The sequence below is a fragment of the Arthrobacter sp. KKT183 genome, assembly GCF_055657625.1.
On the sequence record NZ_CM145770.1, the window covers coordinates 2,009,330 to 2,024,307 of the forward strand.

15 protein-coding genes, 2 tRNA genes and 1 other RNA gene are annotated in these 14,978 nt (G+C 61.6%); 8 read left to right on the forward strand and 10 right to left on the reverse strand.

What is annotated here, in order from left to right:
- Positions 1 to 13 precede the first annotated feature (13 nt).
- Positions 14 to 970: an acyl-CoA thioesterase gene (locus ACZ2GY_RS09560; protein WP_471671760.1), complete on the forward strand. Its 957-nt coding sequence runs from the start codon at positions 14 to 16 to the stop codon at positions 968 to 970.
- 69 nt (positions 971 to 1,039) lie between these two features.
- Here the strand turns inward: ACZ2GY_RS09560 and ettA are convergent, their stop codons facing one another.
- From ettA to ACZ2GY_RS09575, 3 genes are all read right to left on the reverse strand, one after another.
- A complete protein-coding gene (ettA, locus tag ACZ2GY_RS09565; RefSeq protein ID WP_471671761.1) occupies positions 1,040 to 2,722 on the reverse strand; it encodes an energy-dependent translational throttle protein EttA in 1,683 nt (560 codons plus the stop codon).
- A gap of 74 nt (positions 2,723 to 2,796) precedes the next feature.
- Entirely contained in the window at positions 2,797 to 3,264 is a 468-nt protein-coding gene (locus tag ACZ2GY_RS09570; RefSeq protein ID WP_471671762.1) for a DUF6993 domain-containing protein, read from the reverse strand.
- 60 nt (positions 3,265 to 3,324) lie between these two features.
- Positions 3,325 to 3,879: a single-stranded DNA-binding protein gene (locus ACZ2GY_RS09575; RefSeq protein ID WP_277357266.1), complete on the reverse strand. Its 555-nt coding sequence runs from the start codon at positions 3,877 to 3,879 to the stop codon at positions 3,325 to 3,327.
- Between the two features lie 183 nt (positions 3,880 to 4,062).
- On the opposite strand from ACZ2GY_RS09575, the gene ACZ2GY_RS09580 reads away from it, so the two are divergent.
- Positions 4,063 to 4,135, forward strand: a tRNA-Arg gene (locus ACZ2GY_RS09580).
- 5 nt (positions 4,136 to 4,140) lie between these two features.
- On the opposite strand, the gene ACZ2GY_RS09585 is transcribed toward ACZ2GY_RS09580, so the two are convergent.
- The gene (locus ACZ2GY_RS09585; protein WP_277357265.1) at positions 4,141 to 4,551 is read right to left on the reverse strand and encodes a DUF3224 domain-containing protein; all 411 of its coding nucleotides are present in this window, start codon (positions 4,549 to 4,551) and stop codon (positions 4,141 to 4,143) included.
- 52 nt (positions 4,552 to 4,603) lie between these two features.
- A complete protein-coding gene (gene mptB, locus ACZ2GY_RS09590; protein WP_346028208.1) occupies positions 4,604 to 6,118 on the reverse strand; it encodes a polyprenol phosphomannose-dependent alpha 1,6 mannosyltransferase MptB in 1,515 nt (504 codons plus the stop codon).
- A gap of 141 nt (positions 6,119 to 6,259) precedes the next feature.
- On the opposite strand from mptB, the gene orn reads away from it, so the two are divergent.
- From orn to def, 4 genes are all read left to right on the forward strand, one after another.
- On the forward strand, positions 6,260 to 6,868 hold the full coding sequence (gene orn, locus ACZ2GY_RS09595) for an oligoribonuclease (RefSeq protein ID WP_471671763.1): 609 nt from the start codon (positions 6,260 to 6,262) through the stop codon (positions 6,866 to 6,868).
- Positions 6,869 to 7,013: 145 nt separating this feature from the next.
- Positions 7,014 to 7,089 (forward strand) — tRNA-His (locus ACZ2GY_RS09600).
- A gap of 122 nt (positions 7,090 to 7,211) precedes the next feature.
- Complete coding sequence (locus ACZ2GY_RS09605) at positions 7,212 to 8,366, forward strand: acyl-CoA dehydrogenase family protein (RefSeq protein ID WP_346028206.1); 1,155 nt, start codon at positions 7,212 to 7,214, stop codon at positions 8,364 to 8,366.
- 24 nt (positions 8,367 to 8,390) lie between these two features.
- Positions 8,391 to 8,960 (forward strand): peptide deformylase, encoded by a 570-nt coding sequence (def, locus tag ACZ2GY_RS09610; protein WP_346028205.1) that lies wholly within the window; start codon positions 8,391 to 8,393, stop codon positions 8,958 to 8,960.
- Here the strand turns inward: def and ACZ2GY_RS09615 are convergent.
- Positions 8,957 to 10,192, reverse strand: a complete 1,236-nt coding sequence (locus ACZ2GY_RS09615) for an MFS transporter (protein WP_471671764.1) — start codon at positions 10,190 to 10,192, stop codon at positions 8,957 to 8,959. The genes def and ACZ2GY_RS09615 overlap by 4 nt on opposite strands.
- 166 nt (positions 10,193 to 10,358) lie before the next feature.
- Positions 10,359 to 10,744: RNase P RNA component class A (gene rnpB, locus ACZ2GY_RS09620), an RNA gene on the reverse strand.
- Between the two features lie 91 nt (positions 10,745 to 10,835).
- On the opposite strand from rnpB, the gene ACZ2GY_RS09625 reads away from it, so the two are divergent.
- The gene (locus ACZ2GY_RS09625) at positions 10,836 to 11,606 is read left to right on the forward strand and encodes a YaaA family protein (protein ID WP_471671765.1); all 771 of its coding nucleotides are present in this window, start codon (positions 10,836 to 10,838) and stop codon (positions 11,604 to 11,606) included.
- Here ACZ2GY_RS09625 and ACZ2GY_RS09630 read toward each other — a convergent pair.
- The 3 genes from ACZ2GY_RS09630 to ACZ2GY_RS09640 all read right to left on the reverse strand — a co-directional run bounded on the left by ACZ2GY_RS09630 (position 11,573) and on the right by ACZ2GY_RS09640 (position 14,323).
- Positions 11,573 to 12,511, reverse strand: a complete 939-nt coding sequence (locus tag ACZ2GY_RS09630; RefSeq protein ID WP_471673580.1) for a reverse transcriptase-like protein — start codon at positions 12,509 to 12,511, stop codon at positions 11,573 to 11,575. The genes ACZ2GY_RS09625 and ACZ2GY_RS09630 overlap by 34 nt on opposite strands.
- A gap of 88 nt (positions 12,512 to 12,599) precedes the next feature.
- Complete coding sequence (locus ACZ2GY_RS09635) at positions 12,600 to 13,340, reverse strand: zinc ribbon domain-containing protein (protein WP_471671766.1); 741 nt, start codon at positions 13,338 to 13,340, stop codon at positions 12,600 to 12,602.
- Positions 13,341 to 13,432: 92 nt separating this feature from the next.
- Positions 13,433 to 14,323: a Nif3-like dinuclear metal center hexameric protein gene (locus ACZ2GY_RS09640; protein WP_277357258.1), complete on the reverse strand. Its 891-nt coding sequence runs from the start codon at positions 14,321 to 14,323 to the stop codon at positions 13,433 to 13,435.
- 111 nt (positions 14,324 to 14,434) lie between these two features.
- Here ACZ2GY_RS09640 and msrA point away from each other — a divergent pair, with 111 nt between their 5' ends.
- Entirely contained in the window at positions 14,435 to 14,959 is a 525-nt protein-coding gene (msrA, locus tag ACZ2GY_RS09645; RefSeq protein WP_277357257.1) for a peptide-methionine (S)-S-oxide reductase MsrA, read from the forward strand.
- The last annotated feature ends 19 nt before the right edge of the window (positions 14,960 to 14,978 follow it).

Consider the following 14,978-nt stretch of genomic DNA (forward strand, 5'->3'; position numbering starts at 1 on the left):
GCCAACCATCACCATGTCCGTCCAGCCCTCACAGGACCCTACAGCCGCGCTTGTCACCCTTCTCGACCTGGACAGCGCCGCAGGAGCCCAGACGGACGAGGAGATCTTCGTGGCTACTCCGGTGAAGCAACCGGGCAAGCGTGTGTTCGGAGGCCAGGTGCTCGCCCAGGCTCTGATGGCTTCTATCCGCACCGTGGAATCGGCGCGCTTTGTGCACTCAATGCACGGCTACTTCCTGAGGGCCGGCGATGCCGCCCTGCCCATCACCTTCGGGGTACAGCGGCTGCGCGACGGACGGTCATTCTCGGCGCGTCGGGTTCACGCATACCAGAACGGCGTGCCCATCCTGTCAATGATCGCTTCCTTCCAACAACCTGATGAGGGAATCACGCACCAGGAGTCGATGCCGGCCGACGTCCCGGAGCCGGAGTCGCTCCCCTCGACGGCGGATCTCCTGGGACGCTTCGATCATCCGGTGGCGAAAGCGTGGGCCTATGATCGCCCGTTCGACATCCGCCATATCGACTCCCCGCTCTATGTCGAGAACACAGGATCGGATGAACCTGTGAACGCCGTCTGGATGAAAACATTCGGAGCGATGCCCGCAGATCCCGCGATGCATCAGGCGGCTCTTGCGTACGCGAGCGACTACACGCTGCTCGAATCGATCCTGCGCCCGCACGGCCTTACCTGGATTCACCCGGGGATGAGCGTGGCGAGTCTAGACCATGCCATGTGGTGGCATCGCCCGGTTCGGGTCGATGAATGGCTGCTGTACATCCAGACATCACCCAGCGCTTCCGGTGCCCGCGGGCTGGCGTTAGGAAAAATCTATAACCGCTCCGGCCATCTCGTTGCCACAGTCGCGCAAGAGGGCATGATCCGCGTGCCTGACGACGCAGGCAGCAAGCTGAAGGGTGCCGTGCAGAAAAAGCTGATGGACCAGAAGATGCGTCGCTGGAAGAATTGAGATCCGTGCTTAACTGACTGAGGGAGCGCGCGGTCCGCACGCTCCCTCAGTCAATGTCAGCTCGCTTTTCTAGTCGCGGGTGAGACGCCGGTGTGTCACACGGTGAGGTTTGGCGGCATCAGGGCCAAGCCGCTCAACCTTGTTTTCCTCATACGCCTCGAAGTTACCCTCGAACCAGTACCAGTTCGCCGGGTCTTCCTCAGTGCCCTCGTAAGACAGGATGTGGGTAGCTACCCGGTCCAGAAACCACCGGTCGTGCGAGACCACAACGGCGCAGCCTGGGAATTCGAGCAGCGCGTTTTCCAGGCTGGAAAGAGTCTCGACATCGAGGTCGTTGGTGGGCTCGTCGAGGAGGAGCAGATTTCCACCCTGCTTCAGCGTCAGCGCGAGGTTCAGCCGGTTACGCTCGCCGCCGGACAACACTCCCGCCTTCTTCTGCTGGTCGGGTCCCTTGAAACCAAACGCGGACACGTAAGCACGGGACGGCATTTCGACCTGGCCGACCTGAATGTAGTCAAGGCCGTCCGACACTACTTCCCACAGCGACTTATTGGGATCGATCCCGCCACGGGACTGGTCCACATAGGAAATCTTGACGGACTCGCCGATCCTCAGTTCTCCGCCGTCGAGCGGTTCCAGACCGACGATGGTCTTGAACAGGGTGGTCTTTCCGACGCCGTTCGGGCCGATTACTCCGACGATACCGTTCCGGGGCAGAGAGAAGGACAGTCCATCGATGAGGATGCGATCGTCATAACCCTTCCGGAGATCATGTGCTTCAATCACCTGGCTGCCGAGGCGCGGGCCGGGTGGAATCTGGATTTCTTCGAAGTCCAGCTTTCTGGTCCGCTCTGCTTCCGATGCCATCTCCTCATAGCGGGCAAGACGCGCCTTGGATTTGGTCTGGCGACCCTTCGCGTTTGACCGCACCCATTCAAGCTCCTCAGTAAGCCTCTTGGAAAGCTTCTGGTCCTTCTTGCCCTGAATCTCGAGCCGCGCACGCTTCTTCTCCAGATACGTGGAGTAGTTGCCTTCATAGGGGTAGAGATGTCCGCGGTCAACCTCCGCAATCCACTCAGCGACATGGTCAAGGAAGTAGCGGTCGTGAGTGACGGCGAGAACTGCGCCGGGGTAGGCAGACAGATGCTGCTCGAGCCACAGCACGCTTTCAGCGTCAAGGTGGTTGGTCGGTTCGTCCAGCAACAGCAGGTCCGGCTTCTGGAGCAGCAGCTTGCACAGCGCAACGCGGCGCCGCTCTCCACCGGAGAGTATCGACACGTCAGCCTCGGGCGGTGGGCAGCGCAGGGCATCCATCGCCTGCTCGAGCTGGGAATCGATGTCCCAGGCGTCTGCGGCGTCAATGGCTTCCTGGAGCTTGCCCATTTCATCGAGCAGCCGACCGTAATCGGCGTCAGGGTTGGCCATTTCTTCGGAGATCTCGTTGAAGCGCTGGATCTTGCCATAGATTTCTCCGACGCCCTCCTGCACGTTGCCGAGAACCGTCTTTTCCTCGTTCAGGGGCGGTTCCTGGAGGAGGATGCCAACTGTGTATCCAGGGCTAAGCCGTGCCTCGCCATTCGAGGGAGTATCCAAACCAGCCATGATTTTCAGGATGGTGGACTTTCCCGCGCCGTTGGGCCCCACGACACCGATTTTGGCGCCCGGGTAGAACGACATACTTACGTCGTCGAGAATTACTTTGTCCCCAACGGCCTTACGGGCCTTGGTCATTGTGTAGATAAATTCCGCCATAGTCCAAGGCTACGGCGTGAGGACGCCTAGAACATATTCGACGGCGTCCCGTTGGTGCGCCCGGCTGTGGGCTTTTACCGCTGGTCCCCGACGAAGCACCTGCCGCTGGCGAGGACGGGAAGTTGAGTGACTGTTGAAGAGCCATCACGGATGTGCCCGAAGACGCAGGTGTCTCCAAGCGGCACGGCGGCGGTCATCGCGTCTACTTCGAGACCGGTTGGAGTGGTATCAATGGACACCTCGACGGAACGCTGGTCCGCTCCCGCCGCCTCGAAGGCAGCCAGCAGCGCTTCTGCATCCGGGTCATCTGTCTCAGCTGCCAACGAACTCAAGGAGTCCTTGAGACTGGAGGTAAGTGCGCCGATATCGGAGGGATTGGGGGCGGTCGATACTGCAGTACCGGGGCTTTGCGCTGCCGGTGCCATTCGGATAGCCCGGGGTTCACTTCCGGCAGCGCCCGTCCCGCAGCCGCTGGCGCCGATTCCGATGCCCACACACAGGATGCACGACAGCGCAGCCGATCGTACTGTCCTGATGTCCATCCTTGCCCCTCACCGGTCTCCGTATGCAGCAATTGTGTCATGGCGCTGCCGGGAATTCGTCTAGAAGGGCGCCGACGCCAATTCCCGGTCCCCGCCGACCTCCGTCTCCGCCGGGTCATCCGATGGCTCGGGCGACTCCTCAACGGCTGTACCGGGCGCCCCGTAACCGGGTGTGGAAATCTCGCCGGTGGCGTAGTTCACGCCATCGAAACCCTCATCTGCACCTTCCTGCACCGCAGAGTCATTCCGATCTGCACTTGATCTCCGGAAACTGGCTGTGCCGAACACGAGGTCATGCCCGGCTGAATCCGCATCAATTTCAACGGTGGTGCCGCTTTTACCCTCGTCAGTGATCCAGGTGCGAACCCTTAGTTTGCCCGTGACAATGATGCGGTCGCCTTTCTGCAGGCTTACGCCGGCGTTGGTGGCCAACTGCCGGAACATTGACACTGAATACCAGTTGGTGTCGCCATCCACCCACGCGTTGGTCTTCTTGTCGAAGTAGCGATCAGAGCTACCCAGCCTGAATTTGGCGATCGGCAGCCCACTACCTGCTACAGCGCACTTGATCTCGGTACCCACAAAACCGCGGATTGTCACATAGTTGCTCATCATGCGTCCCTTCAAGAAAACGAGAACCGACACCGGTGCGTCGGCTGATTCCAGTCTGTGACGAGATCGCTTGCCCAGTGGCCTGTGGATGCGGCTATGTGCGAAAGTGCAGTGCAATTTGTCCGCTGTGGAGGAGATAACGCAGACTAGGAACCGCTAAACTCATGTGGGCAGTTCGCCCGCCAGGCCCCCGTAGCTCAATGGATAGAGCAACGGCCTTCTAATCCGTAGGTTGCGCGTTCGAGTCGCGCCGGGGGCACCGAATCATTCGGGAAAGGTCACTCGCAGTTCGAGATAGTGCTGGCCCGCAACGTCCTGCGAGTACTCTGCCCGGCCAGCGATACCCTCCAGTTCATCAGTCCCTGACCCGGGAATGATGTGTCCGGAACTCGCCGCTGCGTTTCCTTCAGCCAGCCCCCAATGCTGGACGATCACGCTACCGCGCCGCCCAAGAACGCTACCCGTGAAGACTTCTGATGCCACATAACCGGCTCCCCTGTTATTGCCGGCCATGAGCAGTTCAGCAACCGAAGAACCTTCGATGTCTCCGGCGAACTCTTTCGTCGCGCGAACACGCGTCAGTTCACTGTCAGCGCCTTCCACCGAATATGACTCAGGTTCCCACTGCGAGATATCAAATGCGGCCCGGACAACCTGTTCCTGCAGTTCGCTCATCCTTCCAGTATTGCGTCATCAGGCACGCTTCGCATGTTCGCTGGACCGGTGCTTATCGGCTAAGAGGGAGCTGATCCGTTGATCGCGACCCTCGAAAGAGGGTCTTCGTTCGCGGATCCAACAGCACGAGATAGGTCGCAAACGCCACCCCGACCACTGCGGCAATCTGGCGGGCAGTTCCAAGGTCAAGTTCGATATAGGGGAATATGTCCAGTTGGTCGGAGATCGCATAAATCATGAAAAAGGACACCAGAAAGTACAGCACCTTCACCTGCCAGTCATCCCTGATCCCGGTCACGGCAAACAAAGGAATCAGCCATACGACATACCAGGCCTGGATCATTGGCGCTAGGAGTACGACGGCGGTGAGCGCCAGCGCCAGCCGGCGGACGAGGTGCGCATGGTCCCCCTTGAAAATGAGCCAGGTGATCAGTACCAGCGACACCAAAGTGCCGATCGTGTGGACAACATCCGCCCATGACCAGCCGTCGAAACCGAGGGCGTCTCCGGTCACTGCCACGACCATGCCCAGGAACCCGACCGGTGCATACCAGATCCACACGCTGCCGGGTGTGCTGAGCGCGCCGACCCACCCGAAGCCGAAACCGTTCATGATTCCCAGAATCCAAAGGATTCCGAGGGACATCCCCGCCGTGATGGCCCAGTAGAGGATCTTGCGCGGCCAACTTGCATCCCGGCCTGCCCACATCAGGCCGATGAACGGGAGGAAAATCAGCGTGATCGGCTTGATACCGATGGACAGTGTGACCAGGAGAACCGACGTGACATAACGTCCCTTCGCTGCGAAATAGAGTCCGGCCACTGCAAGGCCCACCATAAGGGAGTCGTTATGGATGCTCGCTACGAAATTGGTCAGGAAGAGCGGGTTGGCAACGGTTAGCCACAGCGCTCGATGTGGATTCACTCCATGCAGTTCTGCGAGTCGCGGCACGTAATAGATGCACAAGGCAACGCCCACGAGCGCCAGCAGGCGAAAGAGCAGGATGGACAGGTCAGGCTGCCCTCCGGTCGCACGGACTATCAGCTCTTCCATCCAGAGAAAAATAGGACCGTACGGAGTTGGGCTCTGTGCCCACAGATCATCCGCTCCGATCTGCAGATAGTTGGAGATCTGGGAATAGCCGTCTTCGTACGGGTTAAGCCCGGCGACCATGACCTGGCCCTGAGCGATATAAGCGAAAACATCCCTGCTGAACAGGGGCAGCGCGAAGCACATAGGGGCAGCCCAGGCGAGGATTGCGGTCAGGATTGTCCGATGCGTCTCCGGTCCCCACCCCTGCAGACGTTGACCGAGCCTCAGCCATGACCTGACCAGGAGCATCCCTCCCAACGCAAGCAGAATGACGGAAAGGACAGCGCCGGCAGGTTCGAACCGCAGCCAGATGATCACCTGCACCTGCCGGAGTTCCCTGGAAGCGAGCGAGAGCCAGCCTACGCCGAACGATCCGACAAGCATGAGCATTGAGCCAATGAAGCCCTGAATGATCGCAATCCTGGGGCGCCCGATGTGCGCGGTCGCAACGGAAGCAGGCGCAGGGGCGGTCATTGCGGGAGGGTCCGATCGTCAGTCTGACAGGGCGGCGAGGAGGAATCGAGGTCGCTCGATTTTAGCATTCACCTGCCCGGACGCCGCCGAACGGTTGTACACATAGACCGGGGTCAACCGATAACCCGGTACATTTGTCGGGTGCCGATAACTAGTGAGCCCATCGTCTGGATCGACTGCGAGATGACGGGCCTGGACTCCGTCGCGGATGCCCTGATTGAGGTGGCAGTCATCGTCACCGACTCTGAACTGAATATTCTCGGTGAGGGGGTCGACGTCGTCATTGCACCGCCTCCCGGCGCACTGGAGTCCATGGGCGACTTCGTGCGCAACATGCATACCGCTTCAGGCCTGCTGGAAGAGCTGCCGTCCGGAGTCACCATGCAGGAAGCCCAGGACCGCGTACTCAAGTACATCACCGCGCATGTGCCGGAACCGCGTCGCGCACAACTGGGTGGCAACTCCGTGGGAACCGACAGGGTGTTCCTTGCCCGCGACATGCCTCTGGTGGTTGAACACCTCCATTACCGGGTGGTGGACGTGTCCACCATCAAGGAGTTGGCTCGTCGTTGGTATCCACGCGCCTACTTCCAAGCTCCGGAGAAGATCGGCAACCACAGGGCACTGGGCGACATCAGGGATTCGATCCGGGAACTGCAGTACTACCGGAGCACCATCTTTGTTCCTGGTCCCGGACCCGATTCGGAGACCAGCCGCACGGCAGCGCGGAATCTCACCGCCGGAAGCTAGGCGTCACCGGTCCAGGGCGCTGGGGTTCCGAGTGCCTGGAAAAAGTGGTCCGAAAAGTGTGTAGAATTGTTTGCGCTGCCTCGTTCAGCCCCAGCAAGCCCGCCCCCCGTGCGGTGCACGCTCGGGTTGCTTACCGAGTCGCATGGTGGGTATAGCTCAGTTGGCAGAGCGCCTGGTTGTGGTCCAGGAGGTCGCGGGTTCAAACCCCGTTACTCACCCCATTTCGCCCGCCGGCAGTAGCCGCAGGCTTCCGTGGCCGTCCTGTAATTTCGGGGCGGCCATTGGCATTTCCTCGCTTCGTTTAGAGCTGCGCGAAACGGGGATCAGCAGAAGGGAAAACTGTATGAAACGGGCGTTGTTCGAGGAGGACCACGAACTGTTCCGGGACGTGGCGCAGGAGTTCAACGCACGGGAGATTGCCCCGCACTACGCGCAGTGGGACCGGGAACGCATTATGCCGCGCAGCATGTGGAGCGCCGCCGGTCAACAGGGGCTGCTTGGCCTGGCCGTGCCCGAGGAATTTGGTGGAGCCGGCATGCCCGATTACCGCTTCCGGGTAGTCCTCGACGAAGAGTTTGCCCGGGCCAACCACCTTGGCGCAGCGCTGGCTCTTCACCTGCACGACGACATGGTCCTTCCCCACCTGCTCGCCTACGGCTCGGACGAGCTCAAGCAGCAGTGGCTGCCCGGCATGGTCACCGGCGAAAAGATCACGTCCGTGGCATGGACTGAGCCTGGCGCCGGCAGTGACTTGCGGGGCGTCCGGACCAAGGCCGTGCGCGACGGCGACGGCTGGCTGATCAACGGACAGAAGACTTTCATTGGAAACGGGATCAGCGGTGATGCCTCGCTGGTCCTCGCCCGCACGGATGGCTCCACCGGACGCGGCGGCAGCGAGTCCTTCTCCCTGTTCATGGTCGAGAAGGGTCCCGGATATGAGACCGGGAAGCAGTTGGACAAGATGGGGCTGAAGGCCTCCGATACGTCCGAGCTCTTCTTCGACAGCGTGCGAGTACCGGAGGCGAACCTCGTCGGCGAGGCCGGGCACGGGCTGCGGTACGTGGCCGAACAGTTGCCGCAGGGGCGTCTGGCGATTGCCGTTGCATCCTCGGCCGTGGCGCGGACCATGTATGAGACAACCGTGCACTACGCGAAGGAACGCAATGCCTTCGGCGAGCGGATCATCGACTTTCAGAACACCCGGTTTGAACTTGCGGACATCCAGACCGAGGTCGAGGTTCTGGAAACCTATGTTGATCGGGCCGTCGTGGCGTTCAATGAAGGAGCGCTGGACGCCGTCAGCGCCGCCCGGGTCAAACTATGGGCCAGCGAACGGGTGAAGTCGGTTACGGATCGTTGCCTGCAACTCCACGGTGGCTACGGCTATATCCTCGAATACCCGATCGCGCAGGCCTTCCTCGCTGTCCGTCTCCTGAGCATTTTCGGCGGCACGAGTGAGATCATGCGCGAAACCGTCGGCCGCCATATCGCCCGCTAGCCACCGGAGCAAGGAAGAGTCCCTATGCCTGTCCGTCCCATCACCATCGCCGGCGAACCCGTGCTGCACAGGCGCGCTGTCGACGTCGAACAATTCGACGATGAGCTGCGCTCCCTCATTGCAGACATGTACGAGACGATGGACGAGGCGAACGGTGTTGGCCTCGCGGCACCGCAGATCGGGGTGGGTCTGCGCATCTTTGTTTACGGAATGGCGAATGACGACGACGTTCCCCCTCGTGGAGTCCTGGTCAATCCCACACTGGTCACCACGAAGGTTTCCGGCGCCGAACCGGACGAGGAAGAGTCGGAGGGGTGCCTCTCATTCCCGGGAGAGTCCTTCCCGCTCAAGCGCGCAGAGTGGGCGAAGGTCAACGGGTATGACGGCGAGGGCAACGCGATCGAGTTCGAGGCAACCGGGTGGTTTGCGCGCTGCATGCAGCACGAGTTCGATCATCTGAACGGCACTCTGTATGTTGACCGGCTGAATGCGCAGTACTCGCGGAAAGCAAGGAAAGCCGCCAAGGTCAACGGGTGGGGTCAGCCGGGATTGACCTGGATGCCGGGTGTCGATCCGGACCCATTCGGCCACTAGTCAGCCGGCAGCGGCTCGCGGGCGAGGTCTTCGAGACGGTCCACCGAACGAAGCGATCCGAACAGCGCCACCATTGGAGCTGTAGCAGCCAGCAGTACACCCACCAGCACGGCTGAGGTAATGCCGAACACTTCGGCGAGGACTCCGCCGAGGATGCTGGCGATGCCGAGCATCCCCCAACTGACCATCCTCGTTGCAGCTCCCAGCCTTCCCATCATTGCCGGCGGACAGACACGTTGGCGGAAGCTTGTGCCGACAACGATATTCAGCGCGATCGATACACCCATAACGAACATCCCGACCAGTCCGATCACCATTCCTGGACCCGGAGTCATGATGAGGAGCGACGCGTACCCAAGCACGCCCGGAACCATCGACCACCGCCACACCGGTCCGGAACCCAGTCGCTCGGTAAGCCGTTTGGCGCTTAGCCCGCCTACAGCCCCTCCCACCGACGTTGCAGCCATCAACAGACCGAGCCAGATTTCCGACTCCTGCAGCACCCGGACAACCAACAGCACCATCAGCGAGGCGACCATGCTGCCGCCCAGGTTCCACAGTGCAGCGTTGAAGAGGATTGCCCGGAGCGGCGCCGTGCTGAAGGTGTACCGCAGCCCGTCCATCATCTCCACGAAGATGCGCCGCTCCCGAACAGCGACCGGCTTTTCTTCGATGCGCAACGACGAGATTGCAGCGAGAGAGGCGAGCGACGCCCCCACCTGCACAAGAAGTGTGTTGGAGGCTCCCATCACCACGGTGAGCCACCCCGCGATACCCCTGCCCGCCGCGTCTGCGGAGGCGCCGGACGCGGTGATGATGCCGTTCCCCTCGACCAGCTCATCCCCCGAGAGCGCCTGCTGCACCAACGCCTGATCGGCGAGGCTGAAGAAAACCGATGACAAACCGGCTATGAATGCGACGACGAACAGGTGGGTGACCGTAAGCATTCCAAACCAGTACGCAACCGGAAGTGTCGCGAGCGACGCTATCCGTGCCACGAGGGACCAGACAATGACAGGCTTGCGCTTCCAGCGGTCAACCCATACTCCGATAGGCAGGCCGAAAAGCAGCCAGGGCAGGAACGCCATGCCGGCAAGGGCCGCCACCGCAAAGTCGCTGGCCGCGAGCTCAACCGCCGCAATGATCGGCAGGGCGACAGCTGCAACGGCAGTGCCGAAAACGCCTACCGTAGCCGATAACCACAGAGCCCTGAAGTTAGGATTGCGACTCACCAGGGAAGCTCTGGGTGCAGTCGTCTCGGCCATTCCCTTAGCGTAATGGAACGTCTCTGGTGATAAGCCCGGTTGTGGATGACTGGTCGGGAACGGGCCCGCACTCTTGACGAAACACCGCTTCGCACGGATTATGCAGAGCCGGTGGAGCAAAACCTGCGGAAAGTGGATGGGCTGGCCGATACGCCGGGTTCTGTCCTGCGGATCCGTGAGGAGCTGCAGTGGCGGCCATCCATCTACGAACGCCGTTGCCGGCGCCCTCCAGCGGCCTACCCGGACACTCGGGCGGGCAGCCCTCAACCGTGTCCTGTCTGGCCTTGCTCCGGGTGGGGTTTACCTAGCCGCTCCGGTCACCCAGTGCGCTGGTGGTCTCTTACACCACCGTTTCACCCTTACCCCCTCTGGGCGAACCAGCGGGGCGGTCTATTCTCTGTGGCACTTGCCTGCGGGTTACCCCGAGTGGGCGTTACCCACCACCCTGCCCTGCGGAGCCCGGACGTTCCTCGGGAGAAGCACGAAAAGCGCTTCACACGCGGCCGCCTGGCCAACCCATCCATTCCGATTCTACGCGCCGGGAGACGCCGTATGTGCCGCGGACCTGGTGTGCAGCATTTCGCTGATCCCTCGACGGTAGAGTGTTGAGGTGCTTATTCTGCTCCCGCCCTCTGAAGGAAAAACGGCTGCAGTCAAAGGGCGCCCCCTCGATCTGGCTTCGCTTGCATTTCCGGGGTTGACTGATGCCCGGTCGGAAGTGCTGGCCGCACTTGCGAAGACCAGCGCCCACCATGACGCACATGCTGTTCTCGGAGTGGGGAATTCCCTCGCGGCGGAAGTGCGCCGCAATACCGAATTGCGCCACGTTCCCGCCGCGCCGGCCCACTCCATCTACTCCGGAGTGCTCTATGATGCCCTGGGATACCGCAGCATGACCCCCACGCAAAAGCGAAAGGCGGATTCCGCCGTCGTCGTCGTTTCTGCACTGTGGGGTGCCGTCGGGTTCACCGATGCAGTGCCGGCCTACCGGCTCTCGATGTCAGTTGACCTGCCTGGCACGGGCAGGCTGGCATCCTTCTGGCGGCAACGGCTCCGGTCCGTCCTCGATGAGCGGGCCGGCGATTCACTCATCGTCGACTGCCGCTCAAGCACCTACGCCACCGTGTGGTCCGGAGTGCCGGAGCGAACGGTCGCAGTGAACGTGTTCCAGCAACGCAAGGGAGTGAGGACGGTCGTCTCCCACTTCGCCAAACAGACCCGCGGCGAACTGGCTCGTCACCTACTCACCCGCAGGGGAAAACCGCCGGCGACACCAGAGCAATTACTCCGGGCCGCATCGGAGCGATGGACGTGCGACCTCGTGCCTGCAACCAGTAGGAAAGCGGCTCAACTGAACGTTGTCCTGGCACACTCCGCCTGACTCGTCCTGGTCCCGGGGCTATGCGCGTTCTGGTCCGCAACGAGTTCAACCTCAAACCCCTCTGCGTTCTCCAGGTAGGCTGCGTAATGCTCCCGCCCACCCGCGTAGGGGTGCCGATCACGGAACAGGAGGGTCCATCCATGGCTTCCAGCCCGGCGCGCGAGCAGGTCCACCTGCGCTCGCGTACCGGCGTTGAAGGCGAGGTGATTGACGCCTTGCCGGCGCCGCTCGTGTGGCCCCGACAGGACATCAGGGCCGGCCTCGAGCACGAGGTAGGTACCGTTGCCTGCCCAGCTTGCGCCGTTCTCCCAGCTGTCCTTGGGAAGGAACCCTAACCGTTCGAATAGCCACCCCATACTGCTGCGCGCGGCATTAAGATCCTGAATCCAGATCTCGACATGATGCAGGGTCCCTGACGCTATCCGTGGACCACCGACGTCGGCATTCTCGCCCGGCCTAGAATCTTCCTGCGGGCTCGGGGAGCTCTTGGGCTTCCACTCAACCCCTGCCATTCCTGCATCCATAGCCTCGTTCGAGAGCCTGTCTGCGTCCTTGTTCTTCTCGCGGGGAATCCACTCGTACTGGACGCGGCGGGAATCCACGATGCGGCGGGCCCGCCCGGCCAGCTTCTGCATGTCCGCATGCTTGATCTTCCAGCGTCCGCTCATCTGCTCGACGACAAGCTTCGAATCCATCTTGACAAGGATTCGACAGCCGGAGTCAATTTCATCCGCCAATGTGAGGCCCGCGAGGAGCCCCGAGTATTCCGCCACGTTATTGGATGCAATACCGATGTAGCCGGCTTTCTCCACGAGGATCGCGCCCGTCTTTGGATCACGTACCAGCGCACCGTAGCCCGCATGGCCCGGATTTCCCCGGGAGCCGCCGTCAGCTTCAACGATCAGGAGGTCACGGGCAGGGCCGTCAGGGCTCTCGTCGGTGGCGGAGGGAAATGCGTCGTCGAACAGTGTTCCGGCGGAGTCCTGCACTTTCTCAGCTTCCCCACTCGGACGAACGCACAAGGATGCAGCCAGAGTCGGGGCAGAAGACGACGTCGTCTGCCGCGGCGCGTGAGATGTCGGCGAGATCACCGGGGCTGAGCTCCATGCCTGATCCCTCGGACCGGCCGTGGAAGAGACGAGCCGCGCCGACTCCGCGCTTGGCCAGTGTCCTCTCGTAGATTGCGAGAAGGGCCGGCTCAAAAGAAGCCGCCAGTTGATCGCGTGCGGCCTGGACCTCGGCGCGCTCGGCATCGATCCGGCCCAGTTCCTCGTCCCGAGCCCGCTCAAGTTCCCCGAGCTGACTCCGGACTGTCTCCGACCTTTTGCGGGCATCATCCCGTGCTGCCCTCGCGGTTTCGACCCGCTCCATCACCTCGAGCTCGATATCCTCAAGGTCCGAGCGGCGCCGGGTGAGCGAGGTGACCTCACTTTGAAGCGCCGTGAGGTCCTTCGACGTGCCGGAGCCGCTGTTCAAGCGCTGCTCATCACGCTCCAGCCTTGTGACGACTGCCTGCACGTCATCCTCCGCGCGGGTGAGATCCCGCTCGGCATCCCCGAGGTTTGTGGCTGCAGACACCAGTGCGGACTCGGCGTCCGCTACCTGCGCTGCCAGCGCGACCAACTCAGGATTAGCGCTGACGGTGGCCGCTTGCCGCTGCAACTGATTGAGTTTGGAATCACTGGCCTGCAGGTCAAGAAGCCGTAGTTGTTCCGCCTGAGGTGCTTTTGCCACCGATAGTCCTCCGCCGTCGCCGAATTTCGTTGTCCGTCTACCTTATGGCACGCGCTTGAGCACACCGCGCGTCGGCAATTTTGTGCGGCCTGCTAGCCTTCACCGGGCGTGAGCACAAAATCCCAGGGGTCCGAATTAACGGCACTGACCCGGACGTCAACGGTGAATCCCTGATCGGACAGGACGTTGGACAGCGCGTTCGCCGCGGGCGTCAGCCAGAGCCACTCACTGCCGAAGTGGGACACATCAATAAGGTACGGGCGCCCGTTCACTGCGGCTTCCCGCGCTTCCAGTGCCGGGTGGTGCCGGAGGTCCGCGGTCACGTAGACATCAGCCTGGCTTGCACGCACCTGATCGAACAGGTTGTCCCCCGCCCCGCCGCAGACAGCTACCCGCCGGACAAGACCGTGACGATCACCGGCCACCCGCATTCCGCCGGCAACAGCGGGCAGCAGACCGAAGACCAGCTCCGCAAATTCTCCAAGCGAAGTCACCTCTGCCAGATCGCCGACGCGGCCGATACCTTCTTCAGGCAGCCCATCGGCTGAACCTGCGAGCGGTTCCACATTGGTCAGTCCGAATGCGTCAGCGAGGACGTCCGAAACGCCGCCAACCGCGCTGTCCCCATTTGTGTGCACAGTAACCAGCGCGCAGCCTGCCTCGATGAGCCCGTGGACGGCCGCGCCCTTGGCATGGGTGGCCGCCACCGAATTCACCGGCTTCAACATGAGCGGATGATGCGCAACGATGAGATCCGCTCCAAGTTTCCTGGCATCGCCGACGACAGCCTCCGAGGGATCCACAGCGAAGACAATCGTCGAAACCTCCCGATCCGGACGACCGACAACAAGGCCGACGGCGTCCCATCCCTCCGCCAGCGACTCGGGCCACAATTCTTCGATTGCGAGCAGGACGTCGCCGACAGTGGGTCTCGAGTCACTCGCCTCGTCCACTGCTGGGGAGTGTTCTTCGTCAGCTTCCATAGCCCTAGTTCTACCAGCTTCCAAAAGCCCGGTCAGGCTTCGGCGCCAACTCGCTGTGCCCTGGTGCGGTGCGACGGGAATCATCGCGCTGATCGAAGCATTGTTAACACCATGATGACTTTCGTGCTGGGCGGGGGCTGCTTTTGGTGCCTCGATGCCGTCTACCAAAAAACCCAGGGTGTAACAGAGGTCGTGTCCGGCTATACCGGTGGCCACGACCCCGAACCCAACTACGATTCCGTGTGCTCCGGCATCACCGGTCACGCGGAGGTCGTTGCCGTCACTTTCGATGAGACGGTGGTGCCCGTCGAAGTGATCTTCGGCATCTTCTTTGCTTCACATGATCCGACAACGCTCAACCGCCAGGGTTACGACGTCGGCACGCAGTACCGCTCATCAATGTTCTACCAGGACGCTGAGCAAAAGGAGCTGTTCGAGCGCGCCATCGAGCGGCATCAGGAGGACTGGGCAAACCCGATCGTGACCGAGGTGGTCCGCCTTCCGCGGTTCTACGTAGCCGAGGAGTATCACCAGAACTTCTACGCCAAGCACCCGGAGCAGGGCTACTGCCAGGTGATTATCAATCCGAAGCTTGCCAAAGCCCGGAAATATTACGCTGAATGGCTCATGGCATAGTTCTGCTTCCGGCCGCTGA